The sequence below is a fragment of the Methylomonas sp. TEB genome, from assembly GCF_047777895.1.
Classification (GTDB): domain Bacteria; phylum Pseudomonadota; class Gammaproteobacteria; order Methylococcales; family Methylomonadaceae; genus Methylomonas.
In genome coordinates this window covers 4,046,786-4,068,671 of sequence record NZ_CP180476.1, presented here as the reverse complement: position 1 = coordinate 4,068,671, position 21,886 = coordinate 4,046,786, and the positions used below count along the sequence as shown (strand labels likewise).

General features: G+C 54.0%; 22 protein-coding genes. 4 read left to right on the top strand and 18 right to left on the bottom strand.

The features are described from left to right. Positions 1 to 62: 62 nt before the first annotated feature. Both ACMXD4_RS18245 and glnE read right to left on the bottom strand, forming a co-directional pair. On the bottom strand, positions 63 to 695 hold the full coding sequence (locus ACMXD4_RS18245; RefSeq protein ID WP_415879022.1) for a ribonuclease T2 family protein: 633 nt from the start codon (positions 693 to 695) through the stop codon (positions 63 to 65). Between the two features lie 63 nt (positions 696 to 758). Next, positions 759 to 3,632 carry a bifunctional [glutamate--ammonia ligase]-adenylyl-L-tyrosine phosphorylase/[glutamate--ammonia-ligase] adenylyltransferase gene (glnE, locus tag ACMXD4_RS18240; RefSeq protein WP_415879021.1) on the bottom strand — a complete coding sequence of 958 codons (2,874 nt, stop codon included), beginning with the start codon at positions 3,630 to 3,632 and terminating at the stop codon, positions 759 to 761. Between the two features lie 62 nt (positions 3,633 to 3,694). Here glnE and ACMXD4_RS18235 point away from each other — a divergent pair, with 62 nt between their 5' ends. Together ACMXD4_RS18235 and ACMXD4_RS18230 are read left to right on the top strand one after the other, a co-directional pair. Further along, positions 3,695 to 4,273, top strand: coding sequence for a cytochrome c (locus ACMXD4_RS18235; RefSeq protein ID WP_415879020.1), 579 nt, complete (start codon positions 3,695 to 3,697; stop codon positions 4,271 to 4,273). 3 nt (positions 4,274 to 4,276) lie between these two features. Further along, positions 4,277 to 5,767, top strand: a complete 1,491-nt coding sequence (locus ACMXD4_RS18230; protein WP_415879019.1) for a DcaP family trimeric outer membrane transporter — start codon at positions 4,277 to 4,279, stop codon at positions 5,765 to 5,767. 62 nt (positions 5,768 to 5,829) lie between these two features. Here the strand turns inward: ACMXD4_RS18230 and ACMXD4_RS18225 are convergent, their stop codons facing one another. From ACMXD4_RS18225 to hslV, 11 genes are all read right to left on the bottom strand, one after another. Next, positions 5,830 to 6,642 carry a general secretion pathway protein GspB gene (locus ACMXD4_RS18225; protein ID WP_415879018.1) on the bottom strand — a complete coding sequence of 271 codons (813 nt, stop codon included), beginning with the start codon at positions 6,640 to 6,642 and terminating at the stop codon, positions 5,830 to 5,832. A 10-nt stretch (positions 6,643 to 6,652) separates the two neighbouring features. Continuing rightward, positions 6,653 to 8,239 (bottom strand): AAA family ATPase, encoded by a 1,587-nt coding sequence (locus tag ACMXD4_RS18220; protein ID WP_415879017.1) that lies wholly within the window; start codon positions 8,237 to 8,239, stop codon positions 6,653 to 6,655. A 490-nt stretch (positions 8,240 to 8,729) separates the two neighbouring features. Continuing rightward, the gene (locus ACMXD4_RS18215; protein WP_415879016.1) at positions 8,730 to 9,197 is read right to left on the bottom strand and encodes an SAM-dependent methyltransferase; all 468 of its coding nucleotides are present in this window, start codon (positions 9,195 to 9,197) and stop codon (positions 8,730 to 8,732) included. Positions 9,198 to 10,027: 830 nt separating this feature from the next. Further along, positions 10,028 to 10,777, bottom strand: a complete 750-nt coding sequence (locus tag ACMXD4_RS18210) for a hypothetical protein (RefSeq protein ID WP_033158386.1) — start codon at positions 10,775 to 10,777, stop codon at positions 10,028 to 10,030. A 164-nt stretch (positions 10,778 to 10,941) separates the two neighbouring features. Then, entirely contained in the window at positions 10,942 to 12,510 is a 1,569-nt protein-coding gene (gene ubiB, locus ACMXD4_RS18205) for a ubiquinone biosynthesis regulatory protein kinase UbiB (protein ID WP_415879015.1), read from the bottom strand. Between the two features lie 14 nt (positions 12,511 to 12,524). Further along, positions 12,525 to 13,160 carry an SCP2 domain-containing protein gene (locus ACMXD4_RS18200; RefSeq protein WP_415879014.1) on the bottom strand — a complete coding sequence of 212 codons (636 nt, stop codon included), beginning with the start codon at positions 13,158 to 13,160 and terminating at the stop codon, positions 12,525 to 12,527. Next, positions 13,144 to 13,752, bottom strand: coding sequence for a Uma2 family endonuclease (locus tag ACMXD4_RS18195; RefSeq protein ID WP_033158389.1), 609 nt, complete (start codon positions 13,750 to 13,752; stop codon positions 13,144 to 13,146). The genes ACMXD4_RS18200 and ACMXD4_RS18195 overlap by 17 nt, the downstream gene beginning before the upstream one ends. A 37-nt stretch (positions 13,753 to 13,789) precedes the next feature. Next, on the bottom strand, positions 13,790 to 14,539 hold the full coding sequence (ubiE, locus tag ACMXD4_RS18190) for a bifunctional demethylmenaquinone methyltransferase/2-methoxy-6-polyprenyl-1,4-benzoquinol methylase UbiE (protein WP_415879013.1): 750 nt from the start codon (positions 14,537 to 14,539) through the stop codon (positions 13,790 to 13,792). Between the two features lie 8 nt (positions 14,540 to 14,547). After that, positions 14,548 to 14,937 carry a gamma-butyrobetaine hydroxylase-like domain-containing protein gene (locus ACMXD4_RS18185; protein WP_171694362.1) on the bottom strand — a complete coding sequence of 130 codons (390 nt, stop codon included), beginning with the start codon at positions 14,935 to 14,937 and terminating at the stop codon, positions 14,548 to 14,550. 2 nt (positions 14,938 to 14,939) lie between these two features. Next, entirely contained in the window at positions 14,940 to 16,259 is a 1,320-nt protein-coding gene (gene hslU / locus ACMXD4_RS18180) for an ATP-dependent protease ATPase subunit HslU (protein ID WP_415879012.1), read from the bottom strand. 4 nt (positions 16,260 to 16,263) lie between these two features. Next, positions 16,264 to 16,824, bottom strand: a complete 561-nt coding sequence (gene hslV, locus ACMXD4_RS18175; protein ID WP_020483114.1) for an ATP-dependent protease subunit HslV — start codon at positions 16,822 to 16,824, stop codon at positions 16,264 to 16,266. Between the two features lie 211 nt (positions 16,825 to 17,035). Here hslV and ACMXD4_RS18170 point away from each other — a divergent pair, with 211 nt between their 5' ends. Then, on the top strand, positions 17,036 to 17,482 hold the full coding sequence (locus ACMXD4_RS18170; RefSeq protein WP_415879011.1) for a hypothetical protein: 447 nt from the start codon (positions 17,036 to 17,038) through the stop codon (positions 17,480 to 17,482). Here ACMXD4_RS18170 and ACMXD4_RS18165 read toward each other — a convergent pair. From ACMXD4_RS18165 to ACMXD4_RS18150, 4 genes are read right to left on the bottom strand one after another with little or no spacing between them, the layout of a single operon-like run. Continuing rightward, entirely contained in the window at positions 17,476 to 17,940 is a 465-nt protein-coding gene (locus ACMXD4_RS18165) for a nucleoside deaminase (protein ID WP_171694365.1), read from the bottom strand. The two genes, ACMXD4_RS18170 and ACMXD4_RS18165, sit on opposite strands and share 7 nt — an antisense overlap. Further along, positions 17,940 to 19,004, bottom strand: coding sequence for a homoserine O-succinyltransferase MetA (gene metA / locus ACMXD4_RS18160; protein ID WP_171694366.1), 1,065 nt, complete (start codon positions 19,002 to 19,004; stop codon positions 17,940 to 17,942). Before metA ends, ACMXD4_RS18165 begins: the two co-directional genes overlap by 1 nt. Before the next feature lie 13 nt (positions 19,005 to 19,017). Then, positions 19,018 to 19,866, bottom strand: coding sequence for an ATPase (locus ACMXD4_RS18155; protein WP_033158395.1), 849 nt, complete (start codon positions 19,864 to 19,866; stop codon positions 19,018 to 19,020). 8 nt (positions 19,867 to 19,874) lie between these two features. Then, positions 19,875 to 20,177 (bottom strand): DUF6763 family protein, encoded by a 303-nt coding sequence (locus ACMXD4_RS18150; RefSeq protein ID WP_033158396.1) that lies wholly within the window; start codon positions 20,175 to 20,177, stop codon positions 19,875 to 19,877. A gap of 129 nt (positions 20,178 to 20,306) precedes the next feature. Between ACMXD4_RS18150 and ACMXD4_RS18145 the strand changes: the two genes are divergently transcribed. Continuing rightward, a complete protein-coding gene (locus tag ACMXD4_RS18145; RefSeq protein WP_033158397.1) occupies positions 20,307 to 20,513 on the top strand; it encodes a SlyX family protein in 207 nt (68 codons plus the stop codon). Positions 20,514 to 20,521: 8 nt separating this feature from the next. On the opposite strand, the gene ACMXD4_RS18140 is transcribed toward ACMXD4_RS18145, so the two are convergent. Then, positions 20,522 to 21,850: a D-alanyl-D-alanine carboxypeptidase family protein gene (locus ACMXD4_RS18140; RefSeq protein WP_253734364.1), complete on the bottom strand. Its 1,329-nt coding sequence runs from the start codon at positions 21,848 to 21,850 to the stop codon at positions 20,522 to 20,524. Between the last annotated feature and the right edge of the window lie 36 nt (positions 21,851 to 21,886).

Below are 21,886 nucleotides of genomic sequence, written 5' to 3'. Positions count from 1 at the left end.
GGTCTGTTAACCTTCGGTTGCGAGTCTGGCAAGCGTCAAGAAGTCGCTGTAAGCCAGCGCAGCTATTTAATGTTTCGCACCAAAAAATCCTTTTGCCCGCAAGATTTCGCCGCACTTTTCACCACGTCGGCGTTGCAGCTAGCGGTCGCGCCGCTCTTATCCAGACACACGAACATTTCCTTGAAAAACCGCCCGCCGCCGCTGCAAAACGGTGCGATGGCTTGCTCTTTCAGCCAGGGGTTGACGTCGGCAAAGGCGCTTTTCAAACCGTCCGCTGTGGTGCGGAAAGGTTTTTGCGGCCGCTGGTAGGCCGCCGGGATGGCGACTTTGCTTTTCAGTGCTTGCGATAATTGAAAATAGCCGGCTTGGGTCAGGCCGGAGCAGGTGCCGTGTTTTTCCCATTCGTGTTCGAATAGAAATTCGGACGGATAAAGCTCTGGAAACGCTTGAGCTTGGCTAGGCGCGTAGGCTTCCTTGGTGCAAAAGCTTGGATAGCCGACGTTGTATTGCGGCCATAGGCCATGAAGTACCAAACCCAGTTTTTTGCCGCACTGTTCGCGGTCTTTGGGCTGTTCTTCGCAATAGGTGGGCGACCAGGATAAGGCCAGCACATAAGCGTCAAACTTGCCGGGTTTGCCGTTGGCGGCCAGGGCGGTCGAGAACGCTGCCAAACACAGCAGTAAGCAAACTTTCATAAATTGCTCCAAGTCTTAGAGTTTAGGGCGAGGAATTCGCCGCCTACATTTTTTAGCTCAGTATCAGAGCATAAACTGCTGCCAAATCCGCTCCACTTCCTTGCGCAGTTCTTGAAACTCGTCGCCGTGCGCGGTGGCGCTGAGACCTTGCAGTACCTGATGATGGCCGTAATCGCGGTAGGCGCAATAGGCTTGTTTTAGCAAGGCGGCATCGGTTGGCGAGATAAAACCGTGCTGCTGTAAACCTTCCAACAGGCGGACGTTGTCCGTGTAAGTCGCTAGACTCGGCTGCTGCGCGGTTTCTGCGAGAACGCCGAACTGGACGATAAACTCGATGTCGGCGATGCCGCCCTGGCTTTGCTTTAGATCGAATATTGCCGGGTCTTTGGGGGCCAGGTTGTCGCGCATTTTTTCACGCATCTCCCGCACCTGGGTTTTCAGTTCTTCGCGATCCCGCGGTAAGGCTAAAATCCGGCCGCGGATGGCTTCGTAGCTGTGTTTTAAACTTTCGTCGCCGGCCACGAAACGGCCGCGCACCAAGGCTTGGTGTTCCCAGGTCCAGGCTTCGTTTTTTAAATAGGCTTCGTAATGGTCAATATGCGTGACCAGCAAGCCGGAGTCACCGTTTGGCCGCAAGCGTAAGTCCGCTTCGTAGAGGATGCCGGACAGCATTTTGGTATCCAGAATGTGGCGGATTTTTTGGCCCAGGCGTAAATAAAACTGGCCGGAATTGATGGGCTTTTCGCCGTTGGTTTGCGCGTCGCCGTCGGCGCAGGCGTATAAAAATACCAAATCCAGATCCGAGCCGTAACCCAGTTCGATACCGCCGAATTTGCCGAAAGCGATAATCGCAAAGTTTTGCGGATCGGCGCCGGTGCCGGGTGGGTGACCGTGTTTGCTGACCAGCATTTGCCAGGCGCAGCGTAATACCTGCTCCAGGATGGCTTCGGCGGTCCAGGTCAGATAGTCGCTGACGATCATCACCGGTATCACACCCATGATGTCGGCAGCGGCCACCCGCAACACGTTCAAATGCTTGAATTGGCGCAGCGCAATCATCAGTTGTTCGCTGTCCTGGGTATCGACGCGGGCCAATTCGCGTTGCAAGTCTTCGCGCAGGGCTTGTTTTTGTAGAGGATCGTAGAGCGAACGGGTATCCAGCAATTCGTCGAACAGAATCGGATATAGCGACAGATATTCGCAAATCCACGGGCTGGCGGCCGCCAGTTTGATCAGCTGATTCAGCGCATCCGGATTTTCGGCCAGCAAGGCCAGATAGACGTTGCGGCCGGCTACGGCTTCGAATAAATCCAGAATGCGCAGCAAGGTCGCATCGCTTTTTTCGCTGTTTGCCACTTGTTCTATCAGTTGCGGCATTAACCGGTCCAACACCCCGGCCCCCTTGCTGGTCATGCGTTTAATCGCGTGCGATTCTTTAAAATCGACGAGGGCTTTTTGGATGTTCAGCGGATCGGCAAAGCCATAGTCGGCTAGTGCTTCCAACGCCAGTTCGTTGTCCGCGGGGCTGGTCCAGATCAAGCGCGCGCTTTGCTGTTTGTTGTCCTGTTCGCTGAGTGAAAACACCTGCTCGAAAATATCCTGCACCGATTCGCGGACCTGGTCCAGTTCGGCTTTGAAAGCACTCCAATCCTCAAAGTCCAGTGAATAGGCCAGAATTTGTTGTACCAGCGGGTTAGCGGGGAGGTCGTGGGTTTGTCTGTCCTGGTATTGCTGGATGTGGTTTTCCACGCGCCGTAAAAACCGGTAGGCAAATTTTAAGGTCGCCACATCCTCGACCATCATCAACCCCAACTCTTCCAGTACGCTGAGGATGGTCTGAATTTCACGCTGCTGCAAGGCGACGTCCTGGCCGCCGCGGATCAATTGAAAGGCTTGGCCGATGAACTCTACCTCGCGGATGCCGCCGGGGCCGAGTTTGACATTATCGGCGCGGTCGCGGCGTTTTAGCTCCTGGGCTATTTGGAATTTTAACGAGCGCAGTTCCTCGAACGCACCGTAATCCAGATAGCGGCGATAGACAAACGGTTTGATTAATGCGGCCAGGTGTTTGCCGGTATGGAAATCGCCCGCCACTTGCCGGGCCTTGATCATCGCATAACGTTCCCATTCCCGAGCTTGGGTCAGGTAGTAATGCTCCATGCCGTCGAAATTCATGATCAACGGGCCGCTGTCGCCAAACGGGCGCAAACGCACGTCGGTGCGGAATACAAAACCGTCCACGGTAATTTCATCCAGCATTTTCACCAAGGAACGGCAGATACGGGTGAAGAATTCACCGTAGCTGATTTCCTTTTTCTCGGTGAGGACGCCGTCTTCGGCGTAAGCAAAAATCAGGTCGATGTCGGAGGAATAATTCAATTCCCAGGCGCCGAGTTTGCCCATGCCCAGCACCACGATGTTAAACGGCGTGCCGTCGGCCAGCGTGGGTGTGCCCCAGCGCGCGCAAGCCTGCCGGTATAAAAAATCGAGCGCGGTTTGAATGCAGGCCTCTGCCAAGGCGGTTAAATCCGACAGCGTTTCGTCAAGATCGGACCAGCCGGCCAGATCGCGCCAGGCGATTCTGATCATCTCCCGGCGGCGGAATATGCGTAATTGCCTGGCTAGGGCAGGTTCACCGTCGGCATTGCCGTTCTGTTGCAATGCGGCGGCGTAATCGGCGCGGCGTAGCGGGGCGAATAGATCGGTGGATGTCACAAGATCCGGAATCAAATCGGGATGGCGCAGCCAGCTTTCGCTGATAAATTGGCTGCAAACACAGACTTTCAGCACCGACGCGGAAAATACTTCGTTATCGAAAACGTGGCGTTGCTCCGGGCTAAGCTTTTCGTCGAGCTGCGTGCAAAAGTCTGAGGCCAAAGTCCGCAGTTCATCCGGCAACAGTACCGTGTGCTGGGACAGCGAATCGAAAAGTGACATAGGCGGGATCCTGTCGGAAGAACGGAAGCAGCATGATACCTAAACTGCGAACGCTACCCTAGATGGCGGCTGAAAAAATATCCTTACAGGAATCGGGTAAACTTAAACCAGGCCAGGATGCGGCTGAGCGCCGCATCTTGCAGATTGATCGAACCGGAGCGCAACGCATGAAAACCCTGTATCTAGCCCCACTACTATTGATGTTGAGCGCTTGTAGCCAAAATAATCAGTATGCGAACTTGGAGGGTGGGCGCAGCCAAACCGGCCAGCCGGCCTTGCATGCGGTGCGGGACAAGCGCTTGCATGAACTGATGGACCGAATGAACAGCCTGATGCAGGAGCGGTTTATGACCGAACAGCAACTAGACGTGGAGCGCCGCAAATACTCACGGCAAATCGGCGAAGCAGCGCGGGATTTGGCGGCTACTGTCGAGATCATGATTGCCCGTATGCCCGGTTTGCAGTTAAACGCGGCCGAACAAACCACGTTTCTGGCCCTGGCCGGCAAGCTGCGCGAAGAGATGCGCCAATTGCAGCAGCTGGCCGAGCAAAATCATATAGACGCCATTCCGGATAGCTTGCATGAAATCAACACCACCTGTACCTCTTGTCATGCCTTATTCAGAAAACTGGGGAGCTAGAGGATGAGTAAATTTCTACAATTATGTCTCATGTGGCTGTACTGTTGGATAGTCAATCCTGCGCAAGCGGCAGACGAAGACATCAAGGCTTTGCTGAAAGCCTTGAGTCAGCAAGTCACTCAATTACAGAGTCAGGTTGAGCGTTCCAATGCCAGGATCGAACAGCTGGAGCAGGAGTTGCAGCATGTCCGCGCCGAGCAAGTTGCCGCCGGCAAGGCACCGGTCAGCAATTCGGTGCAAGCGGTGGCGGCGTCACCGACAACGGTAGCGACGGGCGGCACCGGTTCCGCTTCAGTGAGCGATAAGGCCAAAGAGAAGCCGGCGGTGACGGTTGGCGATGTGAAAGGCACGTTTAAAATTCCCGGTACCGACACGTCTGTGGGTTTGGGCGGGTTCGTGAAAATGGACACCTTGTTTAACAGCGTCAGCGCTGGGCGTGACAGGCTGGGCGATCAGCAACTGGCGATGGCGCAAATTCCGGTGGGTGCGGCCGGTGAACGTGGGCAAATTACTTTTCACGGCAAAGAAAGCCGCTTGTGGTTCAAATCGTTTACCCCGACGACTGACTGGGGCGACATCAACACCTATATCGAGTTTGACTTTTACGGTGATCCGGCAACGTACACATACACGCCGCGTTTGCGCCATGCTTACGGCTCCATCGGTCATTTCCTGGCCGGACAAACCTGGACCACCTTTCTCAACGTATCCGCATTGCCGGATACGTTGGATGTGGGTGGCTCTGCTGGCGCTGTCGCGAGCCTGCGCGATCCCTTGGTGCGCTGGAGCGAGCCGTTTAATTGGCTGGATACGCCGATGGAGTGGCAAGTGGCATTGGAGGCGCCGCGCAGCCGTTTGTGGGTCGATAGTGCGCTGGAGACTTCTTCCAGTAAAAGTACCAATCCCAATTTGGATGCGGGTTATTACACGACGCCCAACGCTGATCGTTATCCGGATTTGATGGCAAGGCTCAACCTGAATCCGGATTGGGGTAATGTGTCTTTGGCGGCGGTCGGCAGGCAGTTGCGCTATACCCATGGCACGACGGGTTATCGGCAAGCCGAGTGGGGCGGCGGGGTTAACTTGGCCGGACGGATAAGTACCTTCGGTTTGGATAATATGCGCTTTATGGCGCATTACGGCAAAGGCGACGGGCGCTACGTGTCCACCAATAACACCTTCGCCGACGCGGCGCTGGATCAACACGGCGCTATCGAGCTGGTCAATGCCTACGGCGGGATGTTGTCTTACCAGCATTGGTGGGATAAGCAATGGCGGTCTAATGTCACTTATGGTTTTGCGCAGGCGGATTACCCCAGTTACGCGAATACGGTGCTGAGCCGCCAGGTGCAATCCGTGCATGCCAATTTGCTGTGGAGCCCGGTCAGTCAGGCCATGTTCGGCGTGGAATATACTTATGCGACGCGCGAGCTGATCGATGGGCGGGACGGCGTGTTGCAGCGCGTGCAGTTTTCAGCCAAATATAGTTTTTGAATTTGGCTGCAACAAATTCCAATGGGCTGGGCGGAAGCCGATAGGCATGCCGTCAGCCGCTATTAGCGTTTGATCTTGAACACCCGGCCCTGATAACGGACGATGATCCCGTCCTCCACTATTTCCTTCAGTTCCAACAGGTCTTTGATCGTCTGGCCGGGCACGTATTTGACCATGTCTATCATCACGAAACGCTCCGCCGGTGTGGGTGAATAGCTAATTACATTAATCGGTAGTGCCGGCAGCGACTGGCGCACGTCTGGGGGCAAGTCTTGTAAAGTGGGCAAGTCGTTTTGTGGCCTTGCTAGCGCGACTGGCTCCGGTTTTTTCGCTACGGCTTGTTCACTGGGTTCCTCGATGCGTTGCGGAACAAGTTTAGATTGTCGTTCTATCTCGGCTGTCGGCTTGCTGGCCGGCGTTGCTGCGGTGGTTAGCGTCGGTAAGGGCTTAACGGGCTGCGCTGGCGCAACGGCCGGTTTAACCCGCTCGACCGGCTCAACCGCTTGTTTTGTGTTAGCGGCGAGTTTCTCGGCTGCCGACGTCGGATTGCGAGGCGGCTCAGTTTTAGGGGTGGGGGCAAGCTTTGCCGGTTTCGGTGGACTATCGGCCTGCAATTGTGGATTTGCTTTCGCGATCAACGGCGCCGCTTCTTCGATATTGGCCAGGGGCTGCACTTTGTCTGCGGGTGCCTGCGGCGCGATGCCCAGAAAATAGACCAGAATCGCCAAATTCAACAGGACCAGCGCCACGATGAACTTAGTCAGGCCGTGTCGTTCCGGCATTTGCTCGATAGCGATGCGGCTGGTCACCGAGTCGGGCTGAATGGCTTGGCGTTCTCGTTCGGATTTGCGCAATGCATTCAAGATATAAGACATATCAACAAGCCTAGCGAGTAGTGATTGCCAAATGGGGCGCAGCAGAGGCGCCGCTTTGATTATCCAGATGGATCAGGGTGCGGGCGCCGGCTATGCCGTCGGGCGTCAGATGTTGCCGGCGTTGGAAAGTAGACAATTCGGCTTTCAGCGTTTCATCGAAAACTCGGGAAGCCATGTCCCCAGCAGGTTTGCCGGTGATTTTACTTAACCGTTCGCGCAGCCAGAGCACTGCTGCGGATTGCTGCGGGGGAGCGATTTCCGTGATCCCTGGATGCGGCGGCCGCCACAGCAGCAAATAATTGCCGTCCCAGAGGGTTAAAAGCTCCGCGAGTGGGATGTTGACGGTGTCCTTTAAGTGGATGATTGCCGAATCCTGGTCAACACCGGTCAACAATACATAGCGTTTGCCGCCGGTCGGGTCGGAAAAAGCCAAAATCGCCGGCCGGTTTAAGGTCAGCAGTTCTTGCCAATTGCCCTTGCCGAATAAGCAATTCAAACCCAGAGCCGCTACCGTCGCACAATCCGCTGTTCGGCCTGGGGGTATGGATAGTTGCCAAGTATTCAGCGACTCGGCCACGGCTTCGGGAAAGCTGAGGCCGGCCTGATCCAGCTGATCGGCAAAGCTGACCGGCTTGGCAACGGGGATGGGCGCTGCCGGGACGACGGGTTGTTGGGCAATAGTCGGTTTGGCCTGTTTAACAACCGGCATCGGCGGATGCCAAAACTGCAGTCCCGCCCAAGCGCCGCCCGCCAAAATCGCTGCGGTTACGCTATACCAGCGGCGTTTGGCTGTTACCGATCCCAACACTTCCTGCGCCGCTCGGCGAATAATCACCGGGTTGATTTCCCGCGCATTGGTGGCGTAAGCGCCTAACAAGGCCCGGTCGCACAGAATGTTGATCAGGCGCGGCACGCCTTGCGAATACTGGTAAATCTTGCGGATGGCCGCTGGATTGAACAGCCGATGGTTGCCCTTGCAGACCCGCAATCGATGGCGAATATAAGCTCGGGTCTCGTCCAGCGACAACGGCAGCAAATGATAGCGGGCGGTGATGCGTTGATTGAGCTGGCGCAAATCTTGGCGGGCCAGCAGCGCATTCAGCTCCGGCTGTCCGACCAAGATGATCTGTAATAGCTTGGCTTTGCTGGTTTCCAGATTGGTCAGCAAGCGAATTTGCTCCAATACGTCCAAGCTGAGGTTCTGGGCTTCGTCGATCAACAATACCGTGCGCCGGCCTTGCGCATAAGCGGCCAGCAGGTATTGATTGATGGCGTCGATCAGCTGTTTGGCCGCGAAACCGGCATGGCTGATGCCCAATTCGTCGCAGATCGTCGCCAGTAATTCCTGTGCCGTTAATTTAGGGTTCAAAATTAAGGCAATATCCACATTGTCAGGCAATTGCTGCAGCAGACAATGGCATAGCGTGGTCTTGCCGGTGCCCACGTCGCCAGTCAAAGCGACGAATCCTCCGCCCTGATTGATGCCGTACAGCAAATGCGCCAAGCCTTCCTGATGTCGCTCGCTCATGAACATGAAGTGCGGGTCAGGCGAGATCGAAAATGGCAATTCGCTGAAATTGAAGTATTGCTGGTACAAGGTGCTGGCGCTTCAAGGAAATGGTCGGACGATGCTAATTCAAACTGGGGGAAATTGCACTTAAAAGTCTGTATCGAGGCAAGTCTGGGAGGGCTTTTGGTGTCGCTAACGCGACGGTTGTTTTTAATGTCGGGTCTCGGCCCGACAGCCGAGTAACTTTTCTTTGTTTGGCCAAAGAAAAGTCACCAAAAGAAAAGCCACCCGGATGCCGCTTGTTTCCTGCGCTCCAGAGCTTTTGGCGGGGGTTGGCGAAAGGGGCTTCCTGCCCCTTCGCCAACGTGCGGCATCCCTGCCGCACCCCTTCGGGCTATTCCCACCAAAAGCCCGGGTGCTCGGCGCGGCATACGGGGAAACCCCGTCGCGCGTTTAAAGGGATTTGACGATTCTTTGGGATTTAGGGGAGTAGCTCGTAGGGCGCAATAACCAACGGGCATTGCGCCGTGTGTCGATTCATTCGGCGCATTGCGCAGAAACTAATGCGCCCTACGGGCTACTTGTGCAGCCAATAGTCACGCATGAGTTCATATGACCAGACGGGCTGATGAACTTCCTGGCGTGGCAGGAACTCAACCATGACGGGTTTGATGTCGAGCACTGGCGTGCCATTGATGGCATCCAATTCAGCGACGAAAAGCTTCGCCCCTTCCACACGAATCACACGGCAGATCGTGCTGCCGATGCGGTTTGGCCGATTCTTACCACGTTGCGCGAAGATGCCTACGGCTGGCCACGCGCTATTGTTCCGAGGGTGGCGCGCGCCCTTGACAATTTTTGATGGCTCGACTTCATGGAAAAGAAACAGTACTTCGACATGGGAAAAATCAGAAATCCCTTGCAATGCCTCAAAAGTAAATTCCGACGTCAGCGCAATACACGCTTCCTCTCCTCCCCAAAAATCATCTTCCGCATGAGGCCGAACGGCTTCGACAAATCCGATTGCTGTGACTTGTGAGTGCATTGAAACATTTTCCATTTTGATGCCCAACAAAGAATTAGATAGTTAACTGCACATCTAGCACGAATCCGATCTGGCTGCAATAAGCCTATGTTTTATAGAATGTATTTCCTTATGACTGTCTTCCAAGCCATCGAAAATGGCTAGCCGGGTTTCTCCTCGCGGTGAAAAATCAGTGGCGTAGCTGCGAATAGCGAAGCGTATTCGGAGGAACGAGGGGTATGCGAAACATCGTTTGGACCATTTGCGAGGTAGCACACGCCCAGAGTGATTAAGGGATTGCCAACATGTGTTCGAACAGCTCGTAGGGCGCAATAACCAACGGGCATTGCGCCGTGTGTCGATTCATTCGGCGCATTACGCTAAAGCTAATGCGCCCTACGGTCTCTCGAAAGCCCACCGATAACCGGGATGGTTTTCTCCCCGTATGCCGCGCCGAGCACCGGAGCTTTTGAGCGGATCAGCCCGTTAGGGGCGCCGCAGGGATGCGGCGCGTTGCCGAAGGGGCAGGAAGCCCCTTTCGGCAACCCCGTTCAAAAGCGAGGAGCGCAGGGAATAAGCGGCATCCGGGTGGCGTTTCTTTTGGTGACTTTTCTTTGGCCAAACAAAGAAAAGTTACTCGGCTGTCGGGCCGAGACCCGACATTAAAATCAGCCGTCGCGTTAGCGACACCAAACACGAAAGCCTATTAAACGGGTGGGCATAAAAACCAACGGCTATTGCGCCATGTGATGTTCATTCGGCGCATTGCGCTGTCGCTAATGCGCCCTAAGGGCTGCGCGCCTTTACCTCTTAGCGTCCAGCGACCGAATGGAGGGAGGTTGATCGCTATGTTATAGGCTTGGTGACTTTGCATGAAGCCGAATTATGTGGCGCATAAAAGATGATGAAATTTCAAACACGAACTCGATTTCTTCCTCCACCACAGCGTCATCGTGTTTGATGTATGTGTTTTGGTATTTCGCGTAGTAGTCGATCAGCTTCGAGAACATATTCGAGAATTCTTTCGAACCTCCGGCCTCATTGACGAAACTACCGACATTGCCGAGCTGATTTTCGAGAGACTTATCGTTTTTAAAAACACATTTCAGCAATAGTTCCAAACTGAGTCGGAGATCATCAAGCAAGTTTCTGCTAAAGATTCCGTGTTTGTATTTTTGAATTGCCTGCAAGTACAACTCTAGTGCATTAGGGAAGCTGTCGAGCCAGTGGCGCGTTTCTTCGGTGAGTGTCTCGTTAAGCTTAGAAAATTCGTCTTTTGGTGCGAGGTGCGCGAATTGGGAGACTAGCTTTACCTTTAGTGATTTCAGCTCGTCGTATTGCTTGTTGGAGAAGATTCGGTGATCACACAACTCTCTAATAATTTTGAACTGAAGAGGGGGAGGGAAACACTTCAGATTTTCTAGCAGCGCCGTTCGCTTGTTTGGGGCCTCAAACGGATACGCCGCATGAGGAATATTGATGTTGTACTCGACAGCGTAAGCGTTAAAGGATTTCACAACTTCGTTTCCACTCAAGCCTCGGCTGGTATCGGCCAAGATATCAGCAGCGAAGCTCAGAAAAGGGAGAGGGATATGCGACACGAGATGTTTAGCCTCTAACAAGTAATTTGATGGTTAACTGTATATCTACCACATATCATATATTCTCCCGATAAATATATGTTTATTAATGCATATTTCCTTTTGTCTATCGTCCCTGTCTTGCAAATTACCCATCAGATGCTTCCGCAGGGATAAGCGGCAACTCACCCCCCCAACAACGGCGACTGCATCACTATCGCCGCCGCAATCAACACCGCCGCACTGAGAATAGCCCGCAAAGTCCGGGTATTGTTGCGTTTAAGTTGCTTACGTAGCTCCAGCATGTCTTTTTGCTGCTGCTGAAGTTGCTGCTGCATGTGCGCGGCGCTTTGCAGGGCTTGGAATACCAGGCCGGGGACTTCCGGGATTTGCTCGGTGATTTCCGGGAATTTGGCGAAGAGCTCCTTGATCTTTTTGCCGGGACCGACGCGCTCCTTGAACCAGTTTTCCAGGAAGGGTTTGGCGGTTTGCCACAAGTCCAGGTCCGGATAAAGCTGGCGGCCCAGGCCTTCGATGTTGAGCAGGGTTTTTTGCAGCAATACCAATTGCGGCTGCACCACCATGTCGAAGCGGCGGGCGGTTTGGAACAGTCTTAGCAGCAACAAACCGAAGGAAATGTCTTTCAACGGTTTTTCAAAAATCGGTTCGCAGACGCTGCGGATAGCCGCTTCGAACTCTTCTACCCGCGTTGTGGCGGGCACCCAGCCGGATTCGATGTGCATTTGTGCGACTTTCCGGTAGTCGTGGTTGAAGAAGGCCAGGAAGTTTTCGGCCAGATAGCGTTGATCCGAGCTGGAAAGGCTGCCGACGATGCCAAAGTCCACCGCCAGGTATTTGTCAGGCAATTGCACGAAAATATTGCCCGGATGCATGTCGGCGTGGAAAAAGTTGTCGCGGAAGACTTGGGTGAAAAAGATTTCCACGCCGCGCTCGGCCAGCTTTTTGAAATCGGCATTGCCTTTACGCAGGGCGTCGATGTCGCCGACCGGAATGCCGTAGATGCGTTCCATCACCAACACTTTGCGGCGGGTCAGCGGCCAATGAATTTCCGGGATGTAGAGCATCTCGGAGTTCTTGAAATTGGCGCGGATGGCGCTGGCGTTGGAGGCTTCCCGCACCAGATCCAGTTCATCGAGAATGGTTTTTTCGAACTCGGCAACGATTTCCATCGCCCGCAGTCGGCGGGCATCGCTCCAGAAGCGTTCCGCCAAGCGCGCCAGTTCGTACAGCAAGCCGACGTCGGAATGAATCTTGTCTTCGATGTCCGGCCGCAAGACTTTAACGATGACTTTTTCGCCGGTGTGCAGCGTGGCGGTGTGTACTTGCGCAACCGACGCCGAGGCTAGCGGTTGCGGATCGAACTCTGCGAAGGCCTCTTCTATCGATTGCCCCAGCTGTTGCTCAATGATTTTGCGGGCAGTTTCGGCGGAAAACGGCGGCACCTTGTCTTGCAGTTTGACCAGTTCTTCGGCGATGTCTTCCGGCAGTAAATCCTTGCGGGTGGACAGGGTTTGGCCGAATTTGACGTAAATCGGCCCCAGGTCTTCCAGGGTTTTACGGATGCGGGCGCCGCGCGGTTCGCGGGAGTTGCTGGTCCAATAATTTGGCGACAAGAACGCGATGTAACGGATGGGCCGGAACAAATGAGTTTTTAAGACGATTTCGTCCAGGCCATGGAACATCATCACCCAGTTGATATGGATGAGGCGCATCAGAATTTTCGGGCGAATCACGGGGCAGGTCCTTGTTATTGAGGCGCGGATGTAGTTTGGATTGCGGCTTCCAGGCGGGCGAGGCGGGCATCAAGGCGGTCGCAGTCGCTGCGGCAAGTGTCGATGTCGCGGAAAAATAACTCGGCTTCCGATTTGGCCGGCAGCTCACGAGTTTCTTCTTGCAGGAATTCCTCCAAGTTGAGGCGAAAGGTGGTCAAGGTGTGTTGCGTCCAGTCGCGGCTGCCGCGGAACAACTGGCCCAAGCGTTGAGCAAAGGCGTCGCCGGTATAACGGGCGATTTTGCTTTCCAGGTTGATGTCCAGTTTTTCAAACAGACGTTGCAGGCGGCGCGCGACTTGGGTGTCGCCGTCGATGCGGACTTCGCCTTTGAACAATGAGCGCATCGGTGTGGCGCTTAAACCCATCAAGCCCAAAGCGGTTAGAGAGCCACTCAACGTGGCATCGGCGGTTCCCGGATAACTTTCCAGAATTTGCATGCCTTGCGCAGTAGGGCAAAGATACAGGCTGCTGTCAAAAGACGTCACATGCAGGGCGATGACTTTGCCGGCGATTGGCGTTAGATACTGTTCGATTTGATCGTCCAGCGCTAAATAACGATTCAGTGCGGTTTCCAGCGCGGAGATTAATAGGGACTTAACGCTGCTCGACATCACTCGCCTGTGCTTGCTGTTGTTGCAGAAACTCTTGCATGTCTTCGTTATTGACTCGTTGGTATAAATCGCTGACTGTCACGGTTAAGTCTATTGATTCCAGGGTGAGGCTGTCACCAAGGAAGTAATGTTCCGATAGCCAGTGGGTCGAGCGGCGTAAGATTTCGACGTCGACAAAATCCTGTTCGATCAGTACATATTCTTGCAAGCTCGGCAAGGCCTTATAGGCCGCCAGTTTGGTGGATTTGTCCATGCGTCGGGTGGCTTTGGATAGCACTTCGACGATAATGGTTGGCTTTTCGGTGTAGTACTCGTCGCCGTTTTCGTCGGCGCAGACTACCATCACATCGGGATAGAAAAAGTTGTTTTCGGCTTTGACTTTTATGTCAGCCATGAACGTCTCGCACGGCGTGCCTCGCAGATGTTGGGCGAAAGTCGTGAAAACATTCCCGGCTAATCTTTGATGGTTACGGCTGGCGCCCGCCATTGCGTAAACTTCGCCATCGATCAATTCATGCTTGGTGTCGCTGATCATTTCGCCGGCCAAGTATTCGGCTTCACTGATGTAATGCTGAGCTGGTTTTAGTGCCATTGGCAATTCTCCGCTTTCACGACCGGCGAACGGGAGCTTAAAATTTATAGCCCCGGTGTACGGCAACGATACCTTGCGTCATGTTGAAATACTCGCAACGCTCCAGGCCGGCGTTTTCCATCATTTGCTTGAGTTCGTCCTGCTTGGGATGCATGCGGATCGATTCGGCCAGATAACGGTAGCTGTCTTCGTCCTTGGCTACCACGGCACCGATTTTGGGCAGCAGATTGAAGGAATAAAAGTCGTAGACTTTTTCGGTGATCGGGTCGATAGGGTGGGAAAATTCCAGGACGATGACGCGGCCACCGGGTTTTAACACGCGGTACATGGAGCGTAAGGCGGCGTCCTTGTCGGTGACGTTGCGCAAGCCAAAGCCGATGGTCACGCAATCAAAAGTGTTGTCGGCAAAAGGCAGGCATTCGGCGTTGACTTGGGCGTAACGAATGTTGCCGCTCAAACCGTGGTCGATCAGCCGGTCGCGGCCGGTGCGCAGCATCGCGGCGTTGATGTCCGCCAGTATCACCTGGCCGGATTTGCCGACGCGCTTTTCGTAGAGTTTGGTCAAATCGCCGGTGCCGCCCGCCAAGTCCAGCACGCTGTCGCCTTCACGAACATTCGCCAGTTGCACGGCCACTCGTTTCCAGATGCGGTGGATACCCATCGACATGAGATCGTTCATGACGTCGTACTGGCTGGCGACCGAGTCGAACACGCCGCGCACCAGCGCCACTTTTTCCTGTTTAGGAACCTGTTTGAAACCAAAATGGGTGGTATTGTCGTTTGTCATGATGTCGTTTAATTATGGATGGGCGAGCGGCGGCTGAGGCCGGCGGCTTTCAGGGTTTCAAGATACTGCGACCAAAGCAACGGAAATTCCGAACCCAATTTATACAGTAAATCCCAGCTGTAAATGCCGGTGTCGTGGCCGTCGCTGAACACCAGTTTGATGGCGTAATTGCCCACCGGCTGGATGTCGGTAATGGTCACGTCTTCCTTGCCGATTTGCAGGGTTTCCTGGCCGGGGCCATGACCAACCGCTTCTGCCGATTGGGTAAACACACGCAGATATTCGCTGGGCAGCTCGTAAATGCTCTCGTCGTCGAAATGAATTTCCAGGATGGCCGAAACCTTGTGCAGCTTGATTTCGGTCGGTACACGCTGAGTGGGGGTGATTTTGACGCGCATAATTACAGAATGTAGCGGCTAAGGTCTTCATCATCGGCCAGTTCCATCAGGTGCGAGTCCACGTAAGCGGCATCGATGGTAATGGATTTTTCGGCCAGGTCCGGCGCATTGAAGGAAATGTCTTCCAGCAGTTTTTCCAGAATGGTGTGCAAACGGCGGGCGCCAATATTTTCGGTCTTTTCATTGACTTGCCAGCCCAGTTCGGCAATGCGCTGAATACCGTCGGCGGTAAATTGTACGTCTACGCCTTCGGTTTTCAAGAGTGCCTGATATTGCTCGGTCAGCGAGGCGTCCGGCTCGGTCAAAATCTGCACGAAATCGTCCGCGCTCAAGGCGTTCAACTCGACCCTGATTGGAAAGCGGCCTTGCAATTCCGGAATCAAGTCCGACGGCTTGGTCAAATGAAACGCGCCGGAGGCGATAAATAGAATATGATCGGTCTTGATCATGCCGTATTTGGTGGTGACGGTGCTGCCTTCAACTAACGGCAATAAATCGCGCTGCACGCCTTCGCGGGACACTTCGCCGCCGCCCATTTCCGCGCGTTTGCAGATCTTGTCGATCTCGTCCAGAAACACGATGCCATGTTGCTCTACGGCTTCCAGCGCGGCTTGCTTGATTTCTTCTTCGTTGACCAGTTTGCCGGCTTCTTCTTCCTGCAACTGTTTCAAGGCATCTTTAATTTTTAATTTGCGGGTTTTGGTGCGGCCGCTACCCAGGTTTTGAAACATGCCTTGCAACTGGCTGGTCATTTCTTCCATGCCCGGCGGCGCCATGATTTCCACACCCACTGCCGGCGCGGCAACGTCTACTTGAATTTCTTTGTCGTTCAAATCGCCTTCGCGCAGTTTTTTGCGCATTTTCTGCCGGGTGGATTCCTCGGATTCCGAGAGCATGCCGCCTTCGGCGCGTGGCAGTAATATATCCAGCACTTTTTCTTCGGCAGCATCGGCGGCACGGTTTTGCACACGTTCCATCGCCGAAATGCGGGTGGTTTTCACGGCGCTATCGATCAAGTCGCGAATAATCGATTCCACGTCGCGGCCGACATAACCCACTTCGGTAAATTTGGTCGCTTCGATTTTAATAAACGGCGCGTTAGCGAGTCGGGCCAGACGGCGGGCGATTTCGGTTTTACCGACGCCGGTGGGGCCTATCATTAGAATATTTTTTGGGGTGATTTCATCGCGCAGTTCCGCAGCCACCTGGCTGCGGCGCCAGCGGTTACGCAGGGCTATTGCGACGGAGCGTTTGGCGGCGGCTTGGCCGACGATGTGTTTGTCCAGTTCGCTGACGATTTCTCTCGGGGTCATTTGACTCATGGTTTTACTCTTGTGCCGGTTGGGGTTCGGCGTCTAATTCTTCGATGCGCAGATTGTGGTTGGTGTAAATGCAAATATCGGCGGCAATGCCTAGCGATTTCTCGACGATTTCGCGGGCGCTGAGTTCGGTGTTTTCCAGTAAGGCGCGCGCAGCACTTTGCGCAAAGGCGCCGCCGGAGCCGATGGCGATAAAGTCGTATTCCGGTTCGATGACGTCGCCGGTGCCGGAAATCACCAGCGAGGTTTTACTGTCGGCAATGATCAATAACGCTTCCAGCTTGCGCAGGGCGCGGTCGGTGCGCCAGTCTTTGGCCATTTCCACGGCGGCACGGGTCAGATTGCCGCGATGTTTTTCCAGCTTGCCTTCGAAATGTTCGAATAAGGTAAACGCATCGGCGGTGGCGCCGGCGAAACCGGCAATCACTTTGTCGTGGTACAGGCGTCTGACTTTACGGGCATTGCCCTTCATCACGGTGTTGCCCAGGGTGACTTGGCCATCGCCGCCGATCACGACTTTGTCGCCGCGTCTGACGGAAAGAATGGTGGTGCCTCTGAAGTTCGTCATGTCTGTGAATGAGAAAGGGAAAGGCGGCGATTTTACATGTTCTCGACGGCGATAGGGTAGAAGTTTAAAACCGTAAGCCCGGTGGGTAAAAGGCGCAAAGATTGAACAAAGCAAGAAAACTGATTAAAGTTCAAAGTGCTGGTATTTTAAAGGATGCGCCGCATTGACCGGCGTTTCCAACATTACAATAACAACAAGAGGGTAGCTAGTCATGAAATTGTCAAATCGCTGGAGAGGTGCGTGCTTGCTGGGTGCTATGGTGTTTTCAACGGCGGCCCTGGCTTTATCGCCGGAAGAAGAAGAGCGCTTGAAAGAGTGTAAAAGGCCTAAATTCCGGGATTTTGTGCCTGAACAAAAAGCCGAGGTCGATGCGGGCACGGAAATCTCTTTTCATATCTCCCACAATGCCGATCCATTGACCGTGACCGCCGAAGCGCGTGGCGAAAAAATGAAAGTCAATGTGGTGGATAAAAAGACCTTTTACTTTGTGACCGCGAAATTGCCGCCATTGACGCCGGGATTTGCCCGTGTGCATGTCACCGCTAAATCCGCAGAAAGCAAATTGGAGAGCGGCTGTTTGGGTCAGGATGGCTGGTTGCTTAAAATTAAAGGTGAGGCAACCGCTAAACCGGCGGAACAGCCGGCGGCGGCTCAGTAGCGAATTTTATCTGTTTTGATCCGCCACATTTGGAAGGGGCGATTGGCCGAGTCGAGCGAGAGTTGCTGCATGACGATCCGGCGTTGCAGGGCGGGTTTGTCGATTTCGGTGTAAATAAAACCGTCGTCGAACCCGGCTTTAGCGGCGTCGAAACGGTCGCAAGCAAAGTAAACGGCTTGCAGTCTTGCCCAATAGATGGCACCCAAGCACATCGGGCAAGGCTCGCAACTCGTGTAGAGCGTGCAATCGCTTAATTGAAAATCGCCTAGTTTTTGACAAGCCAGCCGAATGGCGACGATTTCGGCGTGAGCGGTCGGGTCCAGATCCGGCGTCACCCGATTCCCGCTGGCGGCAATAATTTCGCCGTCTCTAACGACAATCGCGCCGAACGGCCCGCCACCTTGGTCGATGTTATCGCAGGCTAGTGCGATGGCTTGGTTTAGAAAGCCTTCGTGCATTACAAATCCAGCGGATTATCAGGATTAATACCGTCCATGAACGGCAATCGGCGGTCTTCGTTGGTGATCTGATAAACCTTCCCCAGCCAGTTATTAAACACGGCTTTAGCGGAATCCCGCCAGGTGATGTCCAAGTGCTCGATGATTTGTTGCTCAGGCATGGCTTGCAGTGGGCAGTTACCAAGCTTGGCTTCTTTCACGTGTTCTGTGTACTCGGCCAGTAGCTGTTGCACTTCGTTATCGAAATAATGCTCGGGGTAGGGTGGGTAGTCGTCGCGCTCGCCGTTGTAATAACGCAGTACTTCGCGCTTGTATTCTTTAAGCAGGCTAATATCGTCGTACTCCGGATGACCCTGGAAGAAGACGACGCGAAATCCGTCCGGACTAACGGCCAGATGCACACCGGCGGATTCGCTGGCCACCAGGACTTTCAGTCCGTGTGTTTCCATGTCGCGCTGAAACACTTCGTTAAAACGCGAATGCGGCACATCGAAGCGGGTGTTGATTTCCGCCACCAGGGGATGCTGCCTATCGACCACTTTATGCGAAAACACGCCCCAACGCTTGGCCGGCAGGCGCGTGCGCTCCACACCGTAACAATGCTGAATAAAGGCATGGGTGGCCAGGCACGAACACAGTACCGAGGTGACGTTTTGCGTGGCCCATTCGAACACTTCGGTTAACGGCCGCCAAAAATCTTCCTCCTGCAAATGGTCGTGGGTGACATTGGCACCGCTGATAATCAAGGCATCCAGGCCGTCTTGTCTGATTTGCTCGAAGGATTCGTAATATTGCTGGATATGTGCCAGGGCTTGCGGGCTTCTTTCCAGGCCCGCAATCGTAAACGGATGCACATGAAACTGGGCAATCTGATTGCAAGCGCCGACCAAGCGGAAAAACTGGCGTTCCGTGGCTTCCAGCGCCGCGTCCGGCATGATATTCAACAAGCCGATGTGCAACTCTCTAATCGATTGGTGACTGGCGCGATCCGGGCTGAGAATTTCTTCGCCTTCTTCGTGCAGACGCTGAAAAGTGGGTAAAGCAGTATGGGCAACTAGCGGCATTACAAGAACGGTCTCAAGATTGTTGCCGGGCAATCGCCTCGGCAATCAGACGGATAAAGTCGTCTTCGTTATTGACTTTAGCGGTTTCGTCGGCACTGATGGTGTAGCCGTACTGGGCGGCAATCGCTTCGTAGCGCGGTACCCTGGCTTTGAACAGCTCCGGAAATACCCAGCTGACGAATTCGTCCGGTGGAATCTGATCGGTAGAACTGTAACCGCGCTCACTCATGAATTGGTCCAATTTTTCATCGACGAATTCCGGGCGGTAATACAGGGGTTTGGGGTCTTTTTTGGCGCGGTCGATGATGGTCTGTTCCAAGGCCGGCGGAATTTTGATGTAGACGATCAGCGTGTGTTTGGCCAGGTTTTCCAGGACTTCCGGGCAATCCAATTCGCAAACGCTACCGCCGGCGTCGTTGATGAAATGTTTGTAGCCGTAGATGTCCTCGGCTTTGTGGATAAAGTCCGGCACGTCGTTCATCGCTGCGATTTCGGCTTGATGATGCAGCGCCTGGCGGCGTTTGAATTCCGCTTGCGACAGGCCGCCTTTAGCCGGATCGCCGATTTTGCCCAGAAAGCTGGACACCGGTGCCAGGTTTTCCACGGTGATATTGCTGCAAATATAAATCGAGTCGGATTTCAGCAAATCGCGCAAAAACGGCACGCCCATCGCTTGCTGTTTGATGTTATCCAGAATCGGTTCTTCCAGGTATTTGGTGCCGATACGGTAATCGCCGGAATAATGAAACCATTTATCCCTGGGTAACTTGGCCGAGAGGGTGGTTTTGCCGGCGCCGGACATGGCCAGCAGGGTGATACTCTTGGATTCCCAGTCCAGAAATTGTTGCGGGGTCATTCTCATAAATTATCTCAGTCCAGCAAATCGCTAATGTCCAAATCTTCCGCATCCGGGCGGGCGTGTCTATCGGGGTCTGTGTAGCCCAGGTCGTCGGCTTCCAACTCGTCGAACGGCGCGCTCCAGTCTTCCGGATCTTCGATGTAATCGATAGTGGAACCGTACCAGGATTCATTGTCGTATTCGCCCAGATCGCCGTTGGCGAACTGAACTTCCACCGATTCGTCGTTACCCTCAATCGCTACCACCTTGAAGGTAAGATTACTTTCCAGGTCTTTATACCAGCGGCCAATGACCGGATCTGTAATAGTTGCCATAGTTGCATCCTCGCTATGTTGATGACTTATCAATGATAGCGAGTTTATAGAAGCTGTGCGAGTGCATGCGGCAAAACTGTCGGGATTTTCGATTAGAATGGCAAATTTACATAGTCAGCGGCGGGAGCCATGAGCGAAGAAAGATTCATCGAATTGGAGATCAAACAAGCGTATCAGGAAGATTTGATTCAGGCGTTGAACCAAGTGGTGGCAGACCAGCAAAAGCAAATCGGCAAACTGGAGGAAACCTGTAAGTTGCTGCACGACAAGATCAAAAGCCTGGCGCTGGATGAGCGACAAGCGGGGGCGGTCGATGAGCGTCCGCCCCATTACTGACTTATCAATTACGACTTGCGATGGCTGACGCGGCGAAGCTGCTTCGTCGGGTTGGATGCTGTTGCCAAGCTGGTTCGAGGTTGCGGCGAGGCGCTGCAATCCATATGTTTGGCGCGCAACCGTCGACAAAAATCCTGACTGTCGTCTTGCTGTAAACCGGTCCATTGCGCCCGCCAAGATGTGGCGTTTTTGACTTTGGTTTTGACGATGCCCGCACGCCCGGTTTTTGCTAACGGGCCAAGAGCATTGCGCGCGCGCTGTAGATTGACATCGGCGTCGATTTTTCTGGGAAAACTTCCCATGCTGACGGTCCAGACATTGCCGCGGCTTTGCGGTTTGGCTTGCGCCAATTGCGTGAGTTTTTCGCGGCGACTGTTGTAAGGCGCGTTGATATGAATCGGTTCATATCGGCTGCTGCCGGAGTCGGCCCCCATTTGTTCCGCACTGCCGGCACAGCGATTGGACGACAATTGAAACGGTGGCGGCAGGGCGCTGTAATCCTTCAATTGCGAAATGTGCTCGCCGAACAGGCCTTTTTCACTATTGGCAAAGCCCATGTCCAATAAATTACCCATTTGTTCGAAGCGTTCGCCGCTACTGTGTGCGCCCAGTAACACGCCGATCAAGCGGTGGCCGTTGCGTTTGGCCGAGGCGATCAGGTTGTAGCCGGAGCCGCAGGTAAAACCGGTTTTCAGGCCGTCGGCATCCGGATAGCTTTTCAGGATGCGGTTGGTATTGGGCATTACCCGGCCTTTGTAGTTAAATTCCGTCGCCGAAAAATAATGATAATGTTGCGGGAAATCGCGAATCAACGCAGCAGATAACAAGGCCAGGTCGCGGGCGCTGCTGATTTGCCCGTCGTCCGGCAAGCCGCTGGCGTTTTCGAACGAGCTGTTGTACATGCCCAGCGTACGCGCTTGCTGGGTCATCATCGCGGCAAAATTGCTTTCCGTGCCGCCCAGTTTTTCCGCCAGCACGACCGCCGCGTCGTTGGCGGAACGGGTGGTGACGGCCATGATGGCTTGTTCCACCGTCAAACTTTGGCCGGTGCGCAAACCCAGCTTGGAAGGCGGTTGCGAGGCGGCGTGTTTTGATGCAAACACGGTGTCGGTCAGTCGCAGACGGCCATTTTCCAATGCCGACAGGGTTAAATAGATAGTCATGACTTTAGTCAATGACGCGGGATACCAGCGTTGAGTGGATTCGGTTTCGTGAACCACGCGGCCGGTGTCGGCGTCGATGACAATCGCCGCATATCTGGCGGCCGCAGGAGCGCTTTGCAGCATTAGGCAAGCTAGAGAAAGTAACGCTAAATGGGTTTTGGGTAGGGTGCTCAAGTTATTACTTTGCTCCAGATATGTGGCCTAAACATT